General features: G+C 62.0%; 18 protein-coding genes. 10 read left to right on the top strand and 8 right to left on the bottom strand.

Translation table 11 applies throughout. From position 1 onward, the window contains the following. Positions 1-47: 47 nt before the first annotated feature. The gene (locus tag AC3YOG_RS19370) at positions 48-521 is read left to right on the top strand and encodes a hypothetical protein (RefSeq protein WP_489936284.1); all 474 of its coding nucleotides are present in this window, start codon (positions 48-50) and stop codon (positions 519-521) included. Positions 522-535: 14 nt separating this feature from the next. Here AC3YOG_RS19370 and AC3YOG_RS19365 read toward each other — a convergent pair whose 3' ends face one another. The 3 genes from AC3YOG_RS19365 to AC3YOG_RS19355 all read right to left on the bottom strand — a co-directional run bounded on the left by AC3YOG_RS19365 (position 536) and on the right by AC3YOG_RS19355 (position 4926). After that, a complete protein-coding gene (locus tag AC3YOG_RS19365; protein ID WP_489936283.1) occupies positions 536-1045 on the bottom strand; it encodes a peptide deformylase in 510 nt (169 codons plus the stop codon). 5 nt (positions 1046-1050) lie between these two features. Then, entirely contained in the window at positions 1051-3552 is a 2502-nt protein-coding gene (locus AC3YOG_RS19360) for a penicillin-binding protein 1A (RefSeq protein WP_489936282.1), read from the bottom strand. 123 nt (positions 3553-3675) lie between these two features. Continuing rightward, complete coding sequence (locus tag AC3YOG_RS19355; protein ID WP_489891178.1) at positions 3676-4926, bottom strand: N-acetylmuramoyl-L-alanine amidase; 1251 nt, start codon at positions 4924-4926, stop codon at positions 3676-3678. A 611-nt stretch (positions 4927-5537) separates the two neighbouring features. On the opposite strand from AC3YOG_RS19355, the gene AC3YOG_RS19350 reads away from it, so the two are divergent. Continuing rightward, positions 5538-8441, top strand: a complete 2904-nt coding sequence (locus AC3YOG_RS19350) for an Rne/Rng family ribonuclease (protein ID WP_489936281.1) — start codon at positions 5538-5540, stop codon at positions 8439-8441. 32 nt (positions 8442-8473) lie between these two features. Here the strand turns inward: AC3YOG_RS19350 and AC3YOG_RS19345 are convergent, their stop codons facing one another. Both AC3YOG_RS19345 and AC3YOG_RS19340 read right to left on the bottom strand, forming a co-directional pair. Beyond that, positions 8474-8983, bottom strand: a complete 510-nt coding sequence (locus tag AC3YOG_RS19345) for a GNAT family N-acetyltransferase (RefSeq protein WP_489936280.1) — start codon at positions 8981-8983, stop codon at positions 8474-8476. Further along, entirely contained in the window at positions 8980-10125 is a 1146-nt protein-coding gene (locus AC3YOG_RS19340; RefSeq protein ID WP_489936279.1) for a pyridoxal phosphate-dependent aminotransferase, read from the bottom strand. Before AC3YOG_RS19340 ends, AC3YOG_RS19345 begins: the two co-directional genes overlap by 4 nt. Positions 10126-10270: 145 nt before the next feature. Between AC3YOG_RS19340 and AC3YOG_RS19335 the strand changes: the two genes are divergently transcribed. The 7 genes from AC3YOG_RS19335 (at position 10271) to AC3YOG_RS19305 (ending at position 15564) form a co-directional block, all read left to right on the top strand. After that, positions 10271-11140, top strand: coding sequence for a DsbA family protein (locus AC3YOG_RS19335; protein WP_489936278.1), 870 nt, complete (start codon positions 10271-10273; stop codon positions 11138-11140). Between the two features lie 80 nt (positions 11141-11220). Then, positions 11221-11655 carry a type II 3-dehydroquinate dehydratase gene (aroQ, locus tag AC3YOG_RS19330; RefSeq protein ID WP_127753205.1) on the top strand — a complete coding sequence of 145 codons (435 nt, stop codon included), beginning with the start codon at positions 11221-11223 and terminating at the stop codon, positions 11653-11655. A gap of 37 nt (positions 11656-11692) precedes the next feature. Continuing rightward, complete coding sequence (gene accB / locus AC3YOG_RS19325; RefSeq protein WP_489936277.1) at positions 11693-12181, top strand: acetyl-CoA carboxylase biotin carboxyl carrier protein; 489 nt, start codon at positions 11693-11695, stop codon at positions 12179-12181. An 11-nt stretch (positions 12182-12192) separates the two neighbouring features. Then, entirely contained in the window at positions 12193-13539 is a 1347-nt protein-coding gene (gene accC / locus AC3YOG_RS19320) for an acetyl-CoA carboxylase biotin carboxylase subunit (protein WP_127753207.1), read from the top strand. A gap of 151 nt (positions 13540-13690) precedes the next feature. After that, the gene (gene aat / locus AC3YOG_RS19315) at positions 13691-14323 is read left to right on the top strand and encodes a leucyl/phenylalanyl-tRNA--protein transferase (RefSeq protein ID WP_172123424.1); all 633 of its coding nucleotides are present in this window, start codon (positions 13691-13693) and stop codon (positions 14321-14323) included. Continuing rightward, positions 14320-15096: an APH(3') family aminoglycoside O-phosphotransferase gene (locus tag AC3YOG_RS19310; RefSeq protein WP_489936276.1), complete on the top strand. Its 777-nt coding sequence runs from the start codon at positions 14320-14322 to the stop codon at positions 15094-15096. Before aat ends, AC3YOG_RS19310 begins: the two co-directional genes overlap by 4 nt. A 105-nt stretch (positions 15097-15201) precedes the next feature. Continuing rightward, positions 15202-15564 carry an SPW repeat domain-containing protein gene (locus AC3YOG_RS19305; protein WP_489936275.1) on the top strand — a complete coding sequence of 121 codons (363 nt, stop codon included), beginning with the start codon at positions 15202-15204 and terminating at the stop codon, positions 15562-15564. Here AC3YOG_RS19305 and AC3YOG_RS19300 read toward each other — a convergent pair. The 3 genes from AC3YOG_RS19300 to AC3YOG_RS19290 all read right to left on the bottom strand — a co-directional run bounded on the left by AC3YOG_RS19300 (position 15554) and on the right by AC3YOG_RS19290 (position 16972). Next, positions 15554-16051 (bottom strand): GyrI-like domain-containing protein, encoded by a 498-nt coding sequence (locus AC3YOG_RS19300; protein WP_489936274.1) that lies wholly within the window; start codon positions 16049-16051, stop codon positions 15554-15556. The two genes, AC3YOG_RS19305 and AC3YOG_RS19300, sit on opposite strands and share 11 nt — an antisense overlap. A gap of 93 nt (positions 16052-16144) precedes the next feature. After that, positions 16145-16579: a DUF2155 domain-containing protein gene (locus tag AC3YOG_RS19295; protein ID WP_489936273.1), complete on the bottom strand. Its 435-nt coding sequence runs from the start codon at positions 16577-16579 to the stop codon at positions 16145-16147. 9 nt (positions 16580-16588) lie between these two features. Further along, positions 16589-16972 (bottom strand): NADH:ubiquinone oxidoreductase subunit NDUFA12, encoded by a 384-nt coding sequence (locus tag AC3YOG_RS19290; RefSeq protein ID WP_489936272.1) that lies wholly within the window; start codon positions 16970-16972, stop codon positions 16589-16591. Positions 16973-17438: 466 nt separating this feature from the next. Here AC3YOG_RS19290 and AC3YOG_RS19285 point away from each other — a divergent pair, with 466 nt between their 5' ends. Then, positions 17439-21158, top strand: a complete 3720-nt coding sequence (locus AC3YOG_RS19285) for a vitamin B12-dependent ribonucleotide reductase (protein WP_489936271.1) — start codon at positions 17439-17441, stop codon at positions 21156-21158. Positions 21159-21935 lie beyond the last annotated feature (777 nt).

Here is a 21935-nt window from a genome sequence, read left to right as displayed (position 1 = left end):
CGGCCAAGGCTGATCCAGGGGAAGTTCAACATCGCAAGGGAGCCGACATGTCACGCATGGGAGTGTTGCTGGCCGCGGTATTGCTGTCGCACGCCGCTTTGGCTGCGGAAGCGGAGCCATCGGTGGAGCATGGCGAGCGGATCGCCCGCATCGGTGGGTGCCATGATTGCCATAGCCTCGGCTATGCGGAAAACGGGGGTCAACTCGATCCCGCGACCGCGCTGATCGGCAGCCCACTTGGCTACCAGGGGCCCTGGGGCACCACCTATGCCGCCAATCTGCGGCTCACCGCTGCCGAGCATAGCGAAGATGAATGGGTGTCGTATTTGTCTGAACTCGAGACTCGGCCGCCCATGCCTTGGTTCAACCTGCGCCATTTCACCGAAACGGAAATGCGCTCCCTCTACCAGTATATCGTCGCCCTGGGCCCGGTGGGCGAACCAGCGCCTGCCTATGCCCCTCCTGGCACGCCAGCGACAACGCCCTTTATCGTCATGGCGCCACCAAACATGCCGGAGTAGCCAGCGAGGCGACGTCAACCGGCGCGCTGTTCCTTTTTGAACCGGCGCAGCACTGTTTCGCGCTTAAGCCGCGACAGGTGGCTGAGAAAAAACACGCCCTGCATCTGCTCGATCTCGTGCAGGCAGCAGCGGGCGACAAACCCGTCGAAGCGCTGCGTCACTCGATCCCCCGCCGCAGTGTCGTACTCGATCACAGCCCAAATCGGCCGGCTGATCGCCACCTCGATCCCTGGCAAGGATACCGAACCCTCACTGCCGACTTCCGCCTCAGCGCTACACTCGGCAATGCGGGGATTGAACATCACCCGATAATCGCGACGTGACGTGTCCGCCGCGATGCTTACCACGATGACGGGCTCGTTCAGCCCGATATGGGCCGCGGCCAAGCCATAGGCCTTCGCCGCTTCTGCGGCTGCAAGCAATTGCTCCCCTGCCCGTTCCATCGGTGCGTCGAGGGGCCGCGTTGCTGCGGGCGCGGAAAGCGCCGGATGGGGAAAGCGGACAAACGGCAAGATTCCGGTCACCCCTGTTACTCCGACAGGGATTGCGGTGCCTCATACTCCTGGAAGCGACCGCTGGGCATGGCTTGGGCGGGGGAATCCTGGAAACCACCCGAATAAGGTTGCCGATAAGCCTCATAGCCCGGCTGCGGCTGCTGGCTTTGTGCCGTGTTGTAGCCGCCACTTTCGATGCCGATGACGGAGGTCATCAGATTGGGGCCGCTGCCAGGCTTGAAGGCCTCGAGAATAGCCGATTCACCCTGATAGGCCTCGACGCCGGAGTTCGGATTGATCCAGGCCGTCGCCATGCCGGAGGGTACGTTGAATGGCGTCGGCGGCTTGCCCCGCAGGGCGTTCTGCATGAACTCGGTGAAGATATTGACCGAGAACGTGCCGCCGGTCACCGAAGAGCCCATGGAACGCGGCTGGTCATAGCCAACATAAACCCCGACCGCCAGTTCAGGGGTGAAGCCCACAAACCACGCATCCTTGTAGTCATTGGTGGTGCCGGTCTTGCCAGCCACCGGACGGTTGAGCGCCTTGGCGGCCGTTCCGGTGCCGCGCTGCACGACACCCTCCATCATCGAGGTGATCTGATAGGCCGTCATCGGATCGAGCACCTGCTCACGATTATCCACAATGATCGGCTCGCCCTGCCCCTGCCAGGCCTGCGCCTTGCAGCCTTCGCATACCCGCTCGTCATGCCGGTAAACCGTCATACCATAACGGTCCTGGATGCGGTCGATCAGCGTCGGCACGATCTTGCGGCCGCCATTGGCGATGGTGGCGTAAGCTGCCGTCATCCGCATATCGGTGGTTTCGCCGGCACCCAGCGCCATCGCGAGCACGGGCTGCATGGAGTCATAAACGCCGAACAGGCGCGCATATTCTGCCACCAGCGGCATGCCCAGGTCCTTGGCCAGCCGAACCGTCATCACGTTCCGGCTGCGCTCGATGCCGCGCCGCAGCGTTTGCGGGCCATAGAACTGCTGCGCATAGTTTTCCGGCCGCCAAACCGAGCCATCCGAATTGCGGATTTCTACTGGCGCGTCGAGCACGACCGATGCGGGCGTATAGCCATTATCGAGCGCCGCTGCATAAACGATTGGCTTGAACGAGGAGCCGGGCTGACGCAGGGCCTGGGTGGCGCGGTTGAACTCGCTTTCGGCGAACGAGAAACCGCCCACCATGGCGAGCACCCGGCCGGTGCGCGGGTCCATTGCCACCAACGCGCCCTCGATCTCGGGCAGTTGCTCGAGCGTGTAAATTCCGTCCTTGCCCGCGACGGGGGAAACATAAACCACATCCCCAACCTTGAGGATGCTCGACAGCGGCTTGGACACCCACTTGATCTCGGGCCCGGACAGCACAGCTTCCGTCCGCTCGTCCGAAATGGCGCCGTCAACGTCATCTGCGGGTCGCAGTCCGATCCGGGCCTGGTTGCCATTCATCTCCAGCACCACGGCAAGCCGCCACTCCGGCACGTCTCGGAGCGGCTGGATCTTGGCAACATCCAGGCCCCAGTCCTCGCCGATCTCGATGCTGGCAACCGGCTCGCGAAATCCCTTGGAATGATCAAACGCGATCAGCCCGTCCATCAGTGCCCGGCGGGCATATTCCTGCAGCTTGGGCTCAAGCGTTGTGCGCACGGACAAGCCGCCGCCATAAAGCTGGTCCTCGCCATAAAGCTTGGCCAGCTCGCGGCGCACTTCCTCGGTGAAATATTCGGCCGAGTACAACTGGCTGCCCGAGGCCCGTGGAATGACGTTGAGTGGCTCCGCCTTGGCGGCGGCCGCTTCTTCGGGCGTCACATAGCCGTTCTCGACCATGCGATCGATTACCCAGTTCCGGCGCTGGACGGCCGCTTCGGGTCGCCGGAATGGGTGGTAATTGTTCGGGCCCTTTGGGAGGGCAGCGATATAGGCCGCTTCGCTGAGCGTGAGCTGGTAGAGCGCCTTGTCGAAATAGTTCAGCGCCGCGGCAGCCACGCCATAGGAGTTCAGCCCGAGGAAAATCTCGTTGAGATAGAGTTCGAGGATCCGATCTTTGGAGAACGTCGATTCGATGCGCACGGCGAGCAGCGCTTCCTGGATCTTGCGGTCCCAGGTCTGCTCCGAGCTCAGCAGGAAATTCTTGGCCACCTGCTGGGTAATGGTCGAGGCGCCCACCATCGGGCCACTGCCGCCATCGAGCTTTTGCAGCAGGTTGTCACGCACGGCGCGCACCACGCCATCGATCGCGATGCCGCCATGATGGTAGAAATCCTTGTCCTCGGCCGACAGGAATGCGTTCACCAGCAGCGGCGGCACGGTCTCGATCGGCTGGAACAGCCGGCGCTCGCGCGCATATTCAGCCAAGAGCGTGCCATCGGCGGCATGCACGCGCGTTGTCACGGGCGGCTGGTAGTCCTTCAGCACGGTGTAATCGGGCAGCTGGGCCGTAACCATGGTCAGATAGACTGCCGCGAGCGCCAGCACCCCCAGCACCGCGAACATTCCAAAACTAAACAGCCAGCCAAGCAAGCGCAGCATATACAAAAAGTCTCCAGGGCTTGCGGCCCGATGTGTCAGGAATCATAGCAGACGTAAGCTGTGTTGGGGATCACGACCGCGCAAACCCCGCATTGGACGCGCAGCCGTCACCTCAAAGTCACATCATTGCGGCGGCGCTATGCTGTCAAAATATGTCGAAATCCCGCGCGCCAGAGCCGTGGCGGTCCGATCCTGCCAGTCCGACTCCATCAGATTGGCGATGTCAGTGGCATTGCTCAAAAAGCCCAGCTCGATCAGCACCGAGGGGACATCAGGCGCCTGCAGCACGAAAAAATCGGCCTGCCGCAGCGGAAATTTCCGCAACGCGACGCTTGGCTCGAGCTGGTGCACGATGGCCTGCCCGGCCATATAGGACTGCACCCGCATTTCCCGGCGCATCAGGTCAACCAGGATATCCACGACCTCTGGTGCCATTTGCGGGGGCGCAAAGCCGGCGATCACATCGGTCTTGTTCTCGGTATCCGCCAGGACCTTGTCGAGCACGTCCGTGGCATTCTCGTCGCGTGTATAAACGCTGGCGCCACGGATTTCGGGCTGCTGGAAACTGTCGGCGTGAATGGAAAGAAAGAGATCTGCCTTGTTGGTCCGGGCCAGCGCCACCCGCTCCTCAAGCCGCAGGAAGGTGTCGTCCTCGCGCGTCAACGCCACGTCGAACCGGCCCGATTCCACCAGCAATTCCTGCAGCCGCAGAGCAAAAGAAAGGACGATGTCCTTTTCCTTGACCCCGTTGGGAGTTTCCGCCCCGCTATCGATCCCGCCGTGGCCGGGATCGATTACCACCAGCGGCCGCGTCACCACCGGCAGCTCAGTGCCCCCTGGAGGCGTCGACGCAGCCGGGGCCGCTTCCGTGGTGCCGGTGATGTCACGCGCCACATTGGCGGCGAACTCTTCGGGCGTGGCGGGAATGATGTCCACCACCAGCCGAGCCGGCTGGTCCTCGAAGGCATCGAGTACATAGGCTTGCTGGACTTGGGCCGGAGCAGCCAGCGTCAGGGTGGTCCGGACCCGGTCAGCTGCCGCCTGCTCCACAAGATAGCCCGACACCAGCCCTTCCCCCGCAGGCGTGCCGGATGGCTCGGCGAGCGAAAAGGTCGCCGCCCGCACATCGATCGCCAGCCGGTTAGGATCGCCCAGCGAGACCAGGGCGAAGTCGGTCCGGCCTGCGAGGTCAACCACGAGCCGCGCGCGTTCGGGCGTCGAGCTGACGCGCACCTCCATCACATTGGGCAGCGCTGCTGGTGCGGCCGGAGTTGCCGTTGCCGGCGGCTCCTGCGCCAAGCTGGCAATTGGCGCTACGCCCAACGCTCCCGAAAGAATGCAGAACAGCGCGAGCGCACGGAGGGGTTTAAACAAATGCGGACAGGCCCTATCTATAATTCAGGCGCGCAGATGCCATCGCTTTGAAGCGATTCTGCGGCATTTCCTTTATGCGCTGTTTCGGCCCAATGGCCAAGAACAGCTCGTCTGAGGTGGCTGATCGGCCCCTCGGCAGTTTGGGACTTTCCTGTTGCTAATCGGACGCAACGGCCCTACACGCTATGAGGTGAAGTGCAAGCTTCCTGCATGACGGTTCCGGTGCCCTAAGGCACTGCAAACGTAAGCCGGAAGGGCTCGGGACACAGGCGCAGAATACGCCTGACACCCCGATCAGATGCGGCAAATCCAGCGCTTCTCTATGAATTTCGGTTCTGATGAACCGGACGGCTGGGACCGGCGCTCTGCCCCACTCAGTCCAAAAGGAAGAGGTCATATGGCCCGCAGGCGAACAGAACGTGGTGTGATCGACGAAACCGGTCGCCGTTTTGCTTTGCTGCCATTTTCGGCCATGACCTGCACTGCCGGCGCCCCGACCAGCCTGGTCCCGCGCGCCACCCCCCTTAAACCACTCGCCTCGCATTGCGCCACTCGGAGATTGCCACCTGTTGGGCAGCCTCTTGTCGGCGCGCGAGTGCGCGGAGCTCATAATGGCTACAAAGAGAATGCTGGTGGATGCCATCCACCCGGAAGAAACGCGGATCGTCGTCACTGCGGGTAACCGCATCGAAGAGTTCGATTTCGAATCGGCAACCCGCCGCCAGTTGCGCGGCAATATCTATCTCGCCAAGGTCACCCGCGTGGAGCCTTCGCTCCAGGCAGCCTTTGTCGAATATGGCGGCAACCGTCACGGTTTCCTCGCCTTCAGCGAAATCCATCCCGATTACTACCAGATCCCCGTTGCCGATCGCGAAGCCCTCCTCGCCGAAGAGCAGGAGGAAGAAGTTTCCGACGAGGCGGCCGCCGATGAAGGCGCAGCCCCCGAGTCCGTCAGCGAACCCGCTGAAGAAGCGGGCGAAACATCTGAAACATCCGACGCTGCCGAGGGCGACGACAGCCATATCGAGCAGGCGCCGGCCAATAACGAGCCGGTGGAAAGCGTCGGCGGTGCCGATGCGCTTGAGGAAGTGCCGGAGCGCCGCCGCTCATCGAGCAATAACCGCCGCCACTACAAGATCCAGGAAGTGATCAAGCGCCGCCAGGTCATGCTGGTGCAGGTGGTCAAGGAAGAGCGCGGCAACAAGGGCGCGGCTCTGACCACCTATCTGTCGCTCGCCGGCCGTTATTCCGTTTTGATGCCAAACACTGCTCGCGGTGGCGGCATCTCGCGCAAGATCACCAATGCGGCGGATCGTAAGCGCCTCAAGGAAATCACCTCCGACCTGGAAGTGCCGCAGGGCATGGGCGTGATCCTGCGCACGGCCGGTGCTTCGCGCACCAAGGCCGAGGTCAAGCGCGACTTTGAATATCTGATGCGCCTTTGGGAATCGGTGCGCTCGCTCACCCTCAAGTCGCAGGCTCCCTGCCTCGTTTATGAAGAAGGTTCGCTGATCAAGCGCACCATTCGCGACCTCTACAACAAGGACATCGACGAAGTGTTCGTCGCTGGCGAGGACGCCTTCATCGAAGCGCGCGACTTCATGCGCATGATCATGCCGAGCCACGCCAAGAACGTCGTGCTCTACAAGGAAGATCAGCCGCTTTTCTCTAAATACGGCATCGAAGCGCAGCTCGATTCCATGTTCTCGCCAACCGTGACCCTGCCGTCGGGCGGCTACCTCGTCATCAACCCGACCGAGGCGCTGGTTTCCATCGACGTCAACTCGGGGCGCTCCACCAAGGAGCACAACATCGAGGACACCGCGCTCCAGACCAATCTGGAAGCAGCCGAAGAAGTGGCCCGCCAGCTCCGCCTGCGCGACCTTGCCGGCCTCATTGTCATCGACTTCATCGACATGATGGAGAACCGATCCAACCGGGCTGTCGAGCGCAAGCTCAAGGACTGCCTCAAGGACGATCGCGCCCGCATCCAGGTTGGCCGCATCTCCCATTTCGGTCTCATGGAAATGAGCCGCCAGCGCATCCGCTTTGGCGTGGTGGAAAGCTCCACCCACAAATGCCCGATCTGCGACGGCACGGGTCTGGTGCGCTCCACCGAATCCATGGCGCTGATGATCATGCGCCACATCGAAGACCATGTGATGCGCAAGCAGGGCCAGTCCATCAATGTCCGGCTGCCCATCGAGGTCGCGCTCTACATCCTCAACTTCAAGCGCGAAACCCTGACCGCGCTGGAGCAGCGCAATAACCTCTCCATCACCATCACCGCCGATGGCAAGATGACCGGCCAGCAGTTCGCCATCGAGAAGGGTGAAGCCCGCGTTTCCGCCTATGCTGAAACCCGTGCTGTCGAGCATGTGCGGGTCGATACCGCCACGATCGACGATGCCGATGACGAGATCATCGAGGACGAGGCTGACGAGGTCGAAGACCAGCCCGTGTCGGCTGGCGAAGTTGGCGAAGGCGAGCCCTCGCGCAAGCGCCGCCGTCGCCGCCGCCGCGGTGGTGAACGTGGCGACGACAATGGTGGTCGCCCTGCTCAAACCCGTTTGGCTGCGCCCGTTGACGAAGCCGAGCTTGAAGACGCTTCCGCCGCAAGCAGCGAAGCCGAGGAAGCCGGGGCGGAGCCTGAGAGCGTGCGTGAAGCCGTCGGCTTTACGGCCGATGAGGGCAGCGAGGAAGAGCGCCGCAAGCGTCGCCGTCGTGGCCGCCGTGGTGGTCGCCGCAATCGGCGTGAACTGGAAGCCGAAGCCGGTGTCACAGAAGCTGTGCCAGCTGGTGAAGCCGAACTGAGCATGGAAGCGGTTGCCGAAGTCGCCGACGCCCTCCTGGCCCAGGAAGAGATCGCCACGGGCGAGCCGACCCTGACTGAAACTCCGGTTGAAGTGCCGGTGGAGCCAACAGCGGAAGCGGCGGCAGAAATCCCTGCCGAAAAGCCCAAGCGCGGCCGTCGCAAGAAGGTCATCGAGACCGAGGAAAGCGATCCTGTGCCGGCCGAAGCCGACGCAAGCGCTGAACCTGCTGCCGTCGCGACCGGAGAAGCTGCGGCTGCGCCCGAAAAGCCCAAGCGCAAGCCTCGCGCCCGCAAGCCCAAGGCCGAAGCTGCAGCAGCTGAGCCCGAAACGGTGCAAGAAGCGGCTCCCGTTGTCGCCACCGAGCCGGCTTCCGAAGCTGCAGCGGAAGCGCCATCTGTACCGGCATCGGAAGCGCCAGGCCTTGAGCCGGTCGCCGTTGCGGAAACAGACGCACCGACCGAGGCCCCGGCCGAAGTCGAGCTTGCCGCCCCGGCGGAGCCACTGCCGGAGCCCGCCGCTGAGGCAGCGCCCGAAGCTTCGGCTTCAGCCGAGCCCGCCCGCACCCGCCGGACGCGCAAGGAACTGCCTGAGGAAGGCGTCGTAGTCTCCTCGAGCACCCCTCGTCCCGAGGGTGAGCCGGACAAGCAGCCTGAAAAGAAGAAAGCCGGTTGGTGGCAGCGCCGCCTCGGCCTTGGCTAGAAACAACAAAGGCGGCCCCCGGGCCGCCTTTTTCACATCCCCCGTCGGTACCGGAACACAGGGTCTTCCGGATCCTGACGCGCCGCGGCAGGGTCGACCACCCCGCCTAGGCGCCTGGCCACAGCCTGCGATGCTGTATTGGCGGGATCGCAGTAGCTCACCAATGTGGGCAGTTTCAGCTCCGCAAACGCCCAGTCGCGCAGCGCTGCCGCGGCTTCGCTGGCATAGCCCTGTCCCTCAAAGCCGGCATAAAGCAGCCAGCCAAGTTCCTTTTCGGGAAACAGCGGGCCGTGATTGATGCCCACTTGCCCGATGCACCGGCTATCCGCCAGCCGGTCAATCATCAGCGCGCCGTGCCCGAACAAGGGCCACATCGCCACGTCCTGGCAAAACGATAGCCATGCTCCGCGCTCGTCGAACGGGCCACCCATATGAACGGAGCGCCGTGAGACCATCATGGCGGCATAGCTGGCGAAATCCGCCATCTCGGGTGCCCGCAACAACAGCCGCTCCGTCCTGAGCGTCGGGATAGCAGCGCTCATCGGAGTGCCTTGGCCATCCGCTCCAGCGCCAGTTCGATGCTTTCGCGTTTACCGGCATAGCTCAGACGCACATAGCCCTGTCCGCCGACGCGGTCGAAATCGATGCCCGGCGTGATCGCCACCCCGGCCTCTTCCAGCATCCGCTCGCAGAACTCCAGGGAGTCATTGGAGAACTTGGCGATCCCTGCATAGGCATAGAACGCCCCGTCCGAGGGCTCGCCAAGGGCAAAGCCCAGCGTGCTCAGGCCGTCATGCAGCAGTCCGCGATTGGCCGCATAACCCGCTTTCTGCTCTTCCGAATAATCGCGCTCACCCAAGGCGACCGTAGCGGCGATCTGACTCAGCGTCGGGGCCGAAATAAACAGATTCTGCTGCAGGATTTCGGTACGCCGGATCAGGTCCTCCGGCATCACCATCCAGCCGATCCGCCAGCCCGTCATGCAGTAATATTTGGAAAAGCTGTTGATCACGACAGCGTCGCGCGTCAGCTCCAGCGCGCTGACCGAAGGTCCGCGATAATCGAGCCCATGATAGATTTCGTCCGAGATCAGCCGCACGCCGAGCCGGGCGCAGGTGTCAACGATGTCGCGCAGCCCTTCCCGGTTCACCGTTGCCCCTGTCGGATTGGCAGGGCTCGCAAACAGCAGTCCCTCAAAGGGCGACGCGGCATGGGTGGCGGCAATCTCCGCACCAGTTAGGCGCCAGCCATTGGCAGCGGTGAGCGGAATTTCAGCCACCCCGAACCCCAGCCCCAGCAGCGTGTTCACATAGGCCGGATAGCCGGGCCGGGTAATGGCAATGCGAGCCCCCGGCCGAAAAGCAGCGTGAAACGCCAGAATGAACCCGGCCGATGACCCCATGCTCGCGAGAATCAGGTCCGGATCTACGGATAGGCCATGCTGGGCCGAGTAATAGGCCGACAGTCCCTCGCGCAGTTCCGCCAACCCTTTGGCATTGGTATAGCCCTGCGCCTGCGGCAAGGCCTTGGTGACGGCTTCGATCACCTTCGGCGCCGGCGGCGAGCCCGGCTCGCCCAATTCGAGGTGACACACCGTCCGGCCCGTCGCCTCCATGGCTTTGGCGCGCTTGAGAATTTCCATGGCTTGGAACGGCATCAAGCCGTCTGGTGCTGGGTCGGACATGAATGAGCTCCTGCTATGGGTTTGGCCTATCCTGTTCTGGCCGTGCTCTCAACCAAGTGATGCGCCAGCCACGGGCCGTTTACGCGCCGCTGTAATATTGCTTGGTGTCTGCTAAAAGGCGCAGCGTCCTGCTTCGGAGTCGTCCATGCCTCGCCTCACCCTTGCTCTTGTTGCCCTGGTCGGCGTCCTGGCTGGCGCTTTGGGCTACTCCATGTGGAGCCGCCCGGTTCCACAAACCGATGCAGTCGCGGTTCGCGCCATTGTCGATACGGCCCTCGCCGAGCGCGAGGCCGCAACTCCACCACCGGTCCCTGCCGCTGCTCCCGCTATGGCTGAGCTTGATCCTGCCCAGCTCAACCCGCTCATTGAAAACTACCTGATGAGCGACCCAACGATCCTGCAGCGCCTCTCGACCGCTCTCGACACCAAGCTGCGCACCGCCGAGCGCGAACAAGCCACCACGGCCATCGCCAGCATGCGCGAAGCCATCTTCAACGATCCCGGCCAAGTCGTACTCGGCAATCCCGAGGGCGACGTCACCTTGGTCGAGCTCTTCGACTACAACTGCGGTTATTGCCGCAGTGCCCTGCCCGACCTCGCCACGCTTCTGGCCGAAGATCCTAATCTGCGTGTCGTGCTCAAGGAATTCCCGATCCTGTCCAACGAATCGATGGATGCCGCCCGCATCGCCGTTCTGGTGGGCCGGGAGGATGTGGATTATTGGCGCTTCCACGAGGCCCTCTTCACCACGCGCGGCCAGGTCGACAAAACCGCAGCCCTCGCTGCGGCCGCTGATCTTGGCCTCAGCCCGGTCAACCTTGAGCTGCAGATGAACGAGGAAACGGTCGCCCAGACGATCAAGACCTCCTACGAAATCGCCCAGGCGCTCAACATCACCGGCACGCCCACCTACATCATCGGCAATGAGGTCATTCCGGGCGCCATCGGCATTGACGAGCTGCGCAGCCGCATCCGCAACATGCGCGCTTGTGGTGAAAGCCAGTGTGAAGGCTGACGCCGCCTTTTGCCTTTTCCCGCCGAGTCGTGTAACCGACGATCTTCCGGCCCTCAACCGCCGGTGCAAAGGCGACCTTCATGGCTAAGCGCGTACTCGTACTCAACGGACCCAATCTCAATCTTCTGGGCATCCGCGAGCCCGGCATCTACGGCTCCAATACCCTCAAGGATATTGAGAACCTGTGCCGGGATACGGCTACCGAACTCGGCCTCAGCGTCGATTTCCGGCAGTCCAATCATGAAGGCGAGCTGGTCACCTGGATTCAGGACGCGCGCGCCACGGCCGATGCCATCCTGATCAACCCGGCCGCCTATTCGCACACGAGCCTGGCCATTGCCGATGCCCTCAAGGCCGTCGGCTTGCCGGTAGCCGAAGTCCACCTTTCCAATATTCACCAGCGTGAGCCATTCCGGCACCATTCCTTTGTCTCAGCCGTTGCTGTGGGTGTGCTTTGCGGCTTTGGAGCGCTCGGCTATAAGCTGGCGCTCCAGGCACTGGCCGAAAAACTGTAAACAACGATCGACGCGCAAGCGCGGGAGACCAACAAGAATGAGCAAGTCATCGCAAGTGGACCAGGATCTGGTCCGCGCCATCGCCGAACTCCTCAACAAGGAAAATCTCGCCGAGATCGAGATTGAACAAGAAGATTTCCGCGTCCGCGTCACCCGGTCCTATGCCAACGAGACGGTCACCTACGCAGCCCCGCCGCAATATGCGCCTGCGCCAGCAGTGGCCATTCCGCTGGCCCCTGCCGGCTCCGTGCCGGCTGCTGCGCCCGCCGCGGTTGAGGACCTCGCCTCCAATCCCGGCACCTTGACTTCGCCCATGGTCGGCACCGCTTACCGCTCTCCCGAACCCGGCAAACCCGCCTTTGCCGAAGTGGGCGCCAAGGTCACCGAAGGTCAGACCCTGCTGATCATCGAAGCCATGAAAACCATGAACCAGATCCCCGCCCATCGCTCCGGCACTGTTGTCCGCATCCTGGTGCAGGACGCGCAACCGGTGGAATACGGCGAGCCGCTCGTCGTCATCGAATAGGAGACGGCCCCGTGTTCCAGAAGGTTCTGATCGCCAATCGCGGCGAGATCGCGCTGCGCATCCTGCGCGCCTGCAAGGAGCTGGGCATCCAGACCGTTGCGGTTCACTCCACCGCCGATGCCAATGCCATGCATGTGCGCCTCGCCGATGAAAGCGTCTGCATTGGCCCCCCCGCGGCCAAGGACAGCTACCTCAACATCCCCTCGATCATGGCCGCCTGCGAGATCACCGGCGCCGATGCCGTGCATCCCGGCTATGGCTTCTTGTCCGAGAACGCTCGCTTCGCTCAGATTTTGACCGAGCACAACGTCACCTTCATTGGCCCTTCCGCGCACCATATCGAGATCATGGGCGACAAGATTACGGCCAAAAAGACCGCCGTTGAGCTCGGCATTCCCGTTGTGCCGGGTTCCGCCGGCGCCGTCGAGAACGATGAGGACGCCATCTCCACGGCGGCCGAAATCGGCTATCCCGTGCTGATCAAGGCCACCGCCGGTGGCGGCGGGCGCGGCATGAAGGTCGCCCATAGCGAAGCCGAACTTCTGGTCGCCTGGTCCACGGCCCGCTCGGAGGCTAAGGCCGCTTTCGGCAATGATTCCGTTTACATGGAAAAATACCTGGGCAAGCCGCGCCACATCGAAGTGCAGGTGCTGGGCGATGGTCAGGGTAACGCCGTTCATCTGGGCGTGCGCGACTGCTCGCTGCAGCGCCGCCACCAGAAGGTCTGGGAAGAAGCGGGCGGCCCGACAATCCTGCCTGAGGAACGCGATCGGATCGGCGAGATTTGCGCCGCCGCCATGCGCAAGCTCAAATACTCCGGCGCAGGCACAGTCGAGTTCCTCTACGAGAACGGCGAGTTCTATTTCATCGAAATGAACACCCGACTTCAGGTGGAGCACCCCGTCACCGAGCGCATCACCGGCATCGACATCGTCTATGAGCAGATCCGAGTTGCCTCGGGCGAGGCGCTCTCGATGACGCAGGACAAGATCAACTTCTATGGCCACGCCATCGAAGTTCGGATCAATGCCGAGGACCCGCAGACCTTTGCTCCCTCGCCCGGCACAATCACCTTCTACCACCCGGCCGGTGGCGTGGGCGTGCGCGTCGATTCTGCCGTTTACCAGGGCTACAAGATCCCGCCCTATTACGACTCGCTGATCGGCAAGCTCATTGTTTACGGCCGCACCCGCGAGGAATGCCTGCAGCGCTTGCGCCGCGCCGTCGATGAATTCGTCATCGATGGTGTCAAGACCACCCTGCCCTTGTTCCAGCGCCTGATCAAGGAGCCGGAAATCCTGGCTGGCGACTACGACATCCACTGGCTCGAAAAATACCTCGCCGCCAACAAGGTCTAGACTTCAAGCCCTCGTGGTCCAGCGCTGGGTGGCGCATTGACCATGGGGGCTTTTCTACCGCCCTGTTATAGGGGCTATGGTCTGGTGCGAGTTCTTCACGAGCCTCGAACCACGGGGCGGGCACACTGCTCCAGGAGTTGCAGCCACACAAATGCCGCGCCGTCCTGACCCGTTCAGCATCGAGATCACCCCGGAGCTGATCATCCGGGCCTATCGCGCGGGCATATTTCCCATGGCGGAGGACGCTGCCGACAAGGACGTGTTCTGGGTCAGCCCGGAAATGCGCGGCATTATTCCGCTGGATGGTTTTCATCTTTCCGCCAGCCTGCGCAAAGCGATCCGCAAATCCCCGTTCACCATCCGCGTTGATACCGATTTTCCCGCCATCATCGAAGGCTGTGCCACCGTGGGTAAGGATCGGCGCAGCACCTGGATCAACGCCACCATCCGCTCGGTTTATGGCGAACTGTTCCGTCGCGGCATCGCCCACACCGTGGAAGTGTGGGATGGGCCCGACCTGGTGGGCGGCCTTTATGGCCTCGCCATCGGCGGCGCCTTCTTTGGCGAATCCATGTTTCACCGCGCCACCAATGCCAGCAAGATGGCCCTCGCCCATCTGGTGGATCGGCTCAATGCAGGCGGCTTCACACTGCTCGACACCCAGTTCGTCACCGATCACCTGGCATCGCTCGGCGGCATCGAAATTGCGCGCGCAGATTACGAGGAGCGCTTGGGCAATGCGCTTCTCCTGCAAGGCGACTGGCACGCGATTGACCGCCAATGACCATACCTGCAGACCTGCCCCCGAAATTCATCGATCTGGCCGCACGCGACTGGACACCGATCACCATCGGCAAGTCCGGTGCGCGGGTCTGGCGCATCGCCCTCAGCGATGGCAACGCGGTTTTTCTCAAGAGCGAGTCCAACCATCCGCTGGCGGAACTGCCTGGGGAGATCGACCGCCTTGGCTGGCTCACCCGCATGGGCTTCAAGGCTCCGCGCATCGTCGACACGGATGAGACCCAGGGCGGGCTATGGCTGCTCATGACTGCGGTGCCCGGCCAGGACCTTACCCATTGGATGGTGGACAAAGCCGAGTTTGTTCGTATCTACGCTCAAGGCTTGCGGCGGCTGCACGCCCTGGATCCCCGCACCTGCCCATTCGACCACAGCCTCGATCAGCGCCTCGCCGCCGCGCAGGCTCGGGTTGCGGCCGGCCTTGTCGACGAAACCGACTTCGGGCCCGACCAGCAGGGGTGGAGCGCAGGGGCTGTGCTCGACTGGTTGCACCGCAACAAGCCCACCAGCCGCGACAGCATCGTCACTCACGGCGATGCTTGCGCGCCCAACATCCTTGCGTCTGATGGGCGCTTTTCTGGCATGGTTGATTGCGCTCGGTTGGGCGTGGCCGATCTTTGGCAGGACCTGGCGCTAGCTTGCCGCAGCATCCAGTACAATATTGGCGAGGAACATGTCGCCCAATTCCTCGCCAGCTATGGCGCCGAATGGGACGAGGTCCGCTACCGCTACTACAATGCTCTCGACAACCTGTTCTAGCGGCAAGCAACAAGCACAGCTGCCATAACATGGTCTAAGCGCTGCGCTGCTTGCGGAACTTAGGTCCCCCGCTCCAGTTGACGCCAAACAACCGGAGAACTGACCATGATTCCAACTCGCGTCCATGGCGTCATCGACTATATCGTCGGTATTGTTCTGATCCTCGCGCCCTATATTCTCGGCTTTGCCGATGGAACGGCGGCCCAATGGGTGCCGATGATCCTGGGCGTTACCGCGCTCATCTACAGCCTGCTCACCCGCTACGAGCTGAGTATTGCCAAGCTCATCCCCATGCCGGTGCATCTGGGCCTCGACATTGCCAGCGGTCTGCTGCTGGCAGCTTCGCCATGGCTGTTCGGTTTCGCCGATCGGATCTGGTGGCCCCATGTGCTGATCGGCGTAATGGAGATCGTGATCCCCCTGCTGACTGCCCGCCACAGCAGCATCGAAACTACTGTCAGGGCTTGAGCTTGAACGCCAGCGTGGTCACCCAATCCTCCGGGTTGGGGACCTCGCTCGGATCGGTCTCGTAAATCTCTAGCCGACAGGCGAAATAATCCCCCTCGGCTTTCTCGACCATGTCGAACTCGAGGCCCACCAACCTCGTCCAGCCGATCAGCATGGCCGTTACCTGCTCGAGTGCATCGTAGTGGCCGTGCCAGTCCAGGGTCACATAGCGCCCCGCCGGCAACACGCCGAACCTTACGCCGTCTGCCTCCTGCCCGGGCTGCGCCACGGGCACGCCAGCCTCGACATCGAGGGTCTCGGCCATGTTGATGCGGCGATAATTGTAAAAGGGCGCAGAGCTGGGGGCGATGCCCTGTTCGCCTAGAAAACCGAACAGCTTCGGAAATCCCTGGTCGGCCGGGAGTTTCATCTCATCCATTCGGACCCGGAACGGTAGATAGGCATAGGCCTGTTCAGGTCGTTCAACGATCTGCGGCAAGCTCAGCATCATCTTCTCCTGGTTTGATCAGGAACAGGACGCGCGTGGACCCGCCAAGCCGACAGGCCCGCCACAAGAATTGCAGCCCAGGGGAATTCTATCTTAGCGCGCGTCTGGCGGCGGTACATCGGTGGAGGTTTTGCACTCCACCAGCCAAACATCATAAACCGCATGGTCCACGGCGTTGAGCGCCGGGCTGTCTGCAAACATCCAGCCGGTGAAAATGCGCTTGCTCACGCCCTGCAGGCTGCGCTGGTCCACTTCCAAGAATGCAGAGGTGCGTTGCTGGGTTTCGGTTGGCGCCCGGTTGTAGCAGGCGCGCGGCGTGATCTCGAGCGCGCCGAACAGCACGGTTTCGTCGACATAAACGTCAAAGCGCGTGATGCGCCCGGTGATCTTGTCGAGCCCGGCAAAGGTCGCGACCGGATTGGCGATGGGCTGGGCGACGGCCGACCCTGGCACGGCGAGCACCAGAATGGTGCCGAGCACGGCGATTCGGCGCCAAAGGCGCAGCGGCTCTAAATCAGTGAAGCGCAAAGTCTCGGCCTATTCAGGCGACCAGGCTTCATAGTCACCCGTCACCCGGGGACGCTCGCCCGATTTGAGCAGGCTGCCATCGGGACGGTAAGCCTCGGCCGTGCCGGTCATGTTGCGCTGGTGCGGCTTTTCCCAGGCATGGGGGGTGTAGGTGTCTTCGGTGGGCGGCAGGTCCGTGCGCCCGTGCATCCAGCCATACCAGCCTGGGGGAATGGTCGAGGCATCGGCTGGCCCGTTATAGGTCACGTAGCGCCGATTGCTCCTCTTGTCCTTGTAGTAGCGGTTGCCGAACTGGTCCGTTCCCACGAACTCGCCGTGCCGCTTCAGCCACAGCCTGGTGCCCCAGGTCTGGCCGTGCCACCAACGGAAAATCTCAAGGAGAAAGTCTTTCATCGGGCGTTCCACATCAGTCTTGTGCCCGCGTTGGGGCTGCAGTGCCTTTACCATGCTGCATATGGCGACACTAGGGTTTCGTGCGGGGAACAAGAACGCTCGGCAAACACAAGGCCCCCTCTGCTCCGCACAGCTCGATTTTTTGCCATTGACTCCCGTGCGGTCCAGAGTCGCAGCCAGCCGGCATTTTGGTAAGCCCTTAGGACTCCTGACTCTTCGCTCAATCGAGCCCGAACGCGGCGTCCTTATCATCATCCATTAACGATTTGATAACGGTTTCGCGAACCCCCGGTTTTCCTCGTTTTTCACAGGCTGGTACTATATATAGATCAGTGCCAGCAGCTCACGCACAAGCTCTAGCGAATTTTCTCCCGTCGACAGCTTCGCGGGAGATGGTATCGATGACCCAACACCGGAGTCTGGCCACTAAGCTCGCCAGTCTCAAACCGCATCAATCGAGGCCACCATGAAGATCGATCGCCGTTTCACTGCCGCCGCCGAGGACCGCTACGCGTCAATCGAATTCCGCTCCGCCACGAGCGAGATTCGCAACCCGGATGGCTCGGTCGTTTTCAAGCTCGAGAACATCGCGATTCCCGCAACCTGGAGCCAGGTCGCTGCGGACATTATTGCGCAGAAGTACTTCCGCAAGGCCGGCGTAGCCCGTGCGCTCAAGAAGGTTGAGGAAAACTCCGTTCCGTCCTGGCTGTGGCGCTCCGTCCCTGACGAAGCCGCGCTCGCCAAGCTGCCGGAAGCCGAACGCTTCGGCTCGGAAATGGACTCGCGCCAAGTCTTTGATCGCCTTGCCGGCACCTGGACCTATTGGGGCTGGAAGGGCGGTTATTTCGACAGCGAGGACGATGCCCGCGCCTTTTTTGACGAGCTCTGCTACATGCTCGCGACCCAGCGCGTCGCCCCCAACTCGCCGCAGTGGTTCAACACCGGGCTGCACTGGGCTTATGGCATCGACGGCCCCGGCCAGGGCCACTTCTACGTGGACCCCTTCACCCACAAGCTCGTGCAGTCCAGGAGCTCCTACGAGCATCCCCAGCCGCATGCCTGCTTCATCCAGTCGGTCAATGACGACCTCGTCAATGACAACGGCATCATGGATCTTTGGGTGCGTGAAGCGCGCCTGTTCAAGTATGGCTCGGGCACCGGCACCAACTTCTCCAAGCTCCGGGGCGGTGGCGAAAAGCTCTCGGGCGGCGGCCGCTCCTCTGGCCTGATGAGCTTCCTCAAGATCGGTGACCGTGCTGCCGGCGCCATCAAGTCGGGCGGCACCACCCGTCGCGCCGCCAAGATGGTGGTGATCGATATCGATCACCCCGATATCGAGGAATATATCAACTGGAAGGTCAAGGAAGAGCAGAAGGTCGCGGCGCTCGTGACCGGCTCCAAGACTGTCTCCAAGCACCTCAAGGCCATCATGAAGGCCTGCGTCAATTGCGAAGGCAATGGTGACGATTGCTTTGACGTGACCCTCAACCCCGCCCTCAAGCGCGAAGTGCGCGCCGCCAAAAAGGCGCTGGTGCCCGAGAACTACATCTACCGCGTCATCCAGTTCGCCAAGCAGGGCTATACCGATCTCGAATTCCCCATCTACGACACCGATTGGGATTCCGAGGCTTACCTGACTGTGTCGGGCCAGAACTCCAACAATTCCGTCCGCGTCACCGACGACTTCCTCAAGGCTGTCGAAACCGATGGCGACTGGAACCTGACCGCTCGCAAGGATGGCAAGGTCACCAAGACCCTCAAGGCGCGCGATCTGTGGGAACAGGTCGGCTATGCCGCCTGGGCTTCGGCCGATCCCGGCATCCAGTACCACACCACCATTAATGAGTGGCACACCTCGCCTGCGGCCGGCCCGATCAACGCGTCCAATCCGTGCTCGGAATACATGTTCCTCGACGACACCGCGTGCAATCTCGCTTCGGTAAACCTGCTGCCCTATCGCAACCCCGATAGCTCGTTCAACACCTCGGCCTATGAGCACACCGTCCGCCTTTGGACCATCGTGCTCGAAATCTCGGTGATGATGGCGCAGTTCCCCTCGCGCTCCATTGCCGAACGCTCGTTCGAATACCGCACGCTGGGCATCGGCTACGCCAATATCGGTGGCTTCCTGATGACCTCGGGCATTCCCTATGACTCCGCCGAAGGCCGTGCCATTGCCGGTGCCGTCACCGCCATCCTGACCGGCGTCGCCTATGCCACCTCGGCCGAGATGGCCAAGGAGCTCGGCCCCTTCAAGGACTACAAGCGCAACGCTCCCCATATGCTGCGCGTCATCCGCAACCATCGCAACGCTGCCCATGGCAATGCCGAGGGCTATGAGGGTCTCTCCATCACCCCCGTGCCGCTCGACCATGCCTCGCTGATCGATGCGAACCTCAGCGAACGCGCCAAGCTCGCCTGGGACAATGCCCTCGCACTCGGGCAAGCCCATGGCTATCGCAATGCCCAGGTTTCCGTGATCGCCCCCACCGGCACGATCGGCCTTGTCATGGATTGCGACACCACCGGCATCGAGCCCGATTTCGCCCTCGTAAAGTTCAAGAAGCTCGCTGGCGGCGGCTACTTCAAGATCATCAACCGTGCCGTGCCCCCGGCCCTGCGCACCCTTGGCTATTCGGAATCCCAGATTGCCGAAATGGAAGCCTATGCCGTGGGCCACGGCAACCTGAACCAGGCACCGGGCGTCAACCCATCGACGCTGCGCGCCAAGGGTTTCACCGATGACAAGATCGCCGCGCTCAACGCTGCGACCGCCTCTGCCTTCGACATCAAGTTCATCTTCAACCAGTGGACCCTGGGTGTCGATTTCCTCAAGTCGCTCGGCGTCACCGAACAGCAGATGAACGACTTCTCCTTCGAGCTGCTGCCCTTCCTTGGTTTTTCCAAAAAGGACATCGAGGCCGCCAATATCCATGTTTGCGGCGCCATGACCCTCGAAGGCGCGCCGCACCTCAGGGACGAACATCTGCCCGTGTTCGATTGCGCCACCCCCTGCGGCAAGATCGGCAAGCGCTACCTGTCGGTGGAATCGCATATCCTGATGATGGCGGCGGCTCAGCCCTTTATCTCGGGCGCCATCTCCAAGACCATCAACATGCCCAATGACGCGACGGTCGAGGACGCCAAGCAGGCCTATATGCTGTCCTGGCGCCTGGCTCTCAAGGCCAATGCGCTCTACCGCGATGGCTCCAAGCTCTCCCAGCCGCTCAACTCCTCCGTGCTCGCCGCTGCCGACGAGGATGAGGACGAGGATCACGTCGAGAACCTTGTCGCCATGAACGCCGATGCCCGCGTCCCCGCGATCGCCGAAAAGATCGTCGAGCGCATCATCGAGCGTGAAGTGGAAGTGCGCTCGCGCGAAAAGATGCCCGATCGCCGCAAGGGCTACACCCAGAAAGCCGTGGTCGGTGGCCACAAGGTTTATGTGCGCACCGGCGAATATGACGATGGTCGCTTGGGCGAAATCTTCATCGACATGCACAAGGAAGGCGCCGCCTTCCGTGCCATGATGAACAACTTCGCCATCGCCATTTCGCTGGGCCTGCAATATGGCGTGCCGCTGGACGAATATGTGGAGGCCTTTACCTTCACCCGCTTCGAGCCCGCTGGCATGGTGATGGGCAATGACCGGATCAAGAACGCGACCTCGATCCTCGATTACGTGTTCCGCGAACTCGCCGTTTCCTATCTCGACCGCGACGACCTCGCCCATGTGAACCCCGACAGCCCCACCTCGCTTTCAGGTGGCGTTGATGAGGAACACCATGCGCGCCACTCGGCTTCCGCCAGCCCGGCACCGGTTCCAGCCGAAAAGTTTGTGTCCCGCGGCATGACCCGTGGCCGCACCCAGAACGCCTCGCTGATGCTGGTCCCCACCGCCCAGGCCGCGCACTACGCCGCCCCGGCCGCCTCCACCTCGACGGTGACCACGCTGCGCTCGGCCACGGCCCTCAAGATCGACCCGACCCCGACTGCCCTCAACGCCGCCGAGCTCCACCCCATCCCAACCCCGCCCCCGTCCAAGGACACGGGCGTGCTCCGCGCCGAAGCCCAGATGAAAGGCTATACCGGCGACCAATGCACCGAGTGCCACAACTTCACCATGGTCCGAAACGGCACATGCTTGAAGTGTGATACCTGCGGGACGACGACTGGTTGTAGTTAAACTAACGCCATTTATTTTCTGTTGTGGTTTCCTGGACAGTTTCCACATTAGCCCCGCCTGTTTCCGCATCCGGGGGTGCACACTTTTCACATTATGAGATGCGCCCAAAGGTTATGAAGCGTCCGTTAGTGTTGAACGAAAGGACGCAACAGTTCCGCTCTCAACGTTGAGCGTATAGAAAAACCCCGGAAAACCGGGGTTTTTCATTTTGTAAGTTCAGGCATATCGCTGGGGTGAAACCGACACGGTTTGGCGTGGCGTTGAGCAGGAACGACTACCATGGGGTGGGAAACAGTCCGTCCGGTTGCAGTCCGCAAGTTCAGATAGCGGCCATTCCTGATGCGGGCTCGACGTTTGGATCACCCTGCCTTCGTAATCTAAGAAGACTTCTGGGCGGACCCGCTCCTCGAGTTTGGCTGCCGCTTCCTTGCGCTCGCTGTAGCGCGAAGCCAGGCAGGGTGAAGACGCCCCGGCTGATCAACGTGAACTTTCACCAGCTCTTCCATGTTGATCAACTGCTGGCCAGGACCCGTTCCATCGGTCTCGCTGTTCAACGCCGCTTATCCCAATTGTTACGACGCTGGCCAATGCCGTAACCTGGTGATCTCTGAGAGATTGAGTGATTACCCAGTTTGCGCTTTACTCCCCCGCTGGGGGATGCAATAAGGAGCTACGTTTTCAGCCTCCGTTGGCTGCCCGATCTGCCGGTTCTTCTGGCCCCTGGCTACCTCCCTACTTTGCGAACGTTTAGAAATCCATTGGCATATTGCCTCTGGA

The organism is Devosia sp. Z6_126 (assembly GCF_058133495.1).
Note: the sequence above shows the minus strand (reverse complement) of the source record. Positions and strands in the feature narration are given on the sequence as shown.

What these genes read in the sequence shown, in the direction of transcription:
- aroQ (WP_127753205.1), top strand. Translation starts at nt 11,221, where the DNA reads ATGGCTAAGCGCGTACTCGTACTCAACGGACCCAATCTCAATCTTCTG.
- aat (WP_172123424.1), top strand. Translation starts at nt 13,691, where the DNA reads ATGCCGCGCCGTCCTGACCCGTTCAGCATCGAGATCACCCCGGAGCTG.
- AC3YOG_RS19345 (WP_489936280.1), bottom strand. Translation starts at nt 8,983, where the DNA reads ATGAGCGCTGCTATCCCGACGCTCAGGACGGAGCGGCTGTTGTTGCGG.
- AC3YOG_RS19340 (WP_489936279.1), bottom strand. Translation starts at nt 10,125, where the DNA reads ATGTCCGACCCAGCACCAGACGGCTTGATGCCGTTCCAAGCCATGGAA.
- AC3YOG_RS19335 (WP_489936278.1), top strand. Translation starts at nt 10,271, where the DNA reads ATGCCTCGCCTCACCCTTGCTCTTGTTGCCCTGGTCGGCGTCCTGGCT.
- AC3YOG_RS19350 (WP_489936281.1), top strand. Translation starts at nt 5,538, where the DNA reads ATGGCTACAAAGAGAATGCTGGTGGATGCCATCCACCCGGAAGAAACG.
- accB (WP_489936277.1), top strand. Translation starts at nt 11,693, where the DNA reads ATGAGCAAGTCATCGCAAGTGGACCAGGATCTGGTCCGCGCCATCGCC.
- AC3YOG_RS19300 (WP_489936274.1), bottom strand. Translation starts at nt 16,051, where the DNA reads ATGCTGAGCTTGCCGCAGATCGTTGAACGACCTGAACAGGCCTATGCC.
- AC3YOG_RS19305 (WP_489936275.1), top strand. Translation starts at nt 15,202, where the DNA reads ATGATTCCAACTCGCGTCCATGGCGTCATCGACTATATCGTCGGTATT.
- AC3YOG_RS19285 (WP_489936271.1), top strand. Translation starts at nt 17,439, where the DNA reads ATGAAGATCGATCGCCGTTTCACTGCCGCCGCCGAGGACCGCTACGCG.
- AC3YOG_RS19370 (WP_489936284.1), top strand. Translation starts at nt 48, where the DNA reads ATGTCACGCATGGGAGTGTTGCTGGCCGCGGTATTGCTGTCGCACGCC.
- AC3YOG_RS19360 (WP_489936282.1), bottom strand. Translation starts at nt 3,552, where the DNA reads ATGCTGCGCTTGCTTGGCTGGCTGTTTAGTTTTGGAATGTTCGCGGTG.
- AC3YOG_RS19310 (WP_489936276.1), top strand. Translation starts at nt 14,320, where the DNA reads ATGACCATACCTGCAGACCTGCCCCCGAAATTCATCGATCTGGCCGCA.
- AC3YOG_RS19290 (WP_489936272.1), bottom strand. Translation starts at nt 16,972, where the DNA reads ATGAAAGACTTTCTCCTTGAGATTTTCCGTTGGTGGCACGGCCAGACC.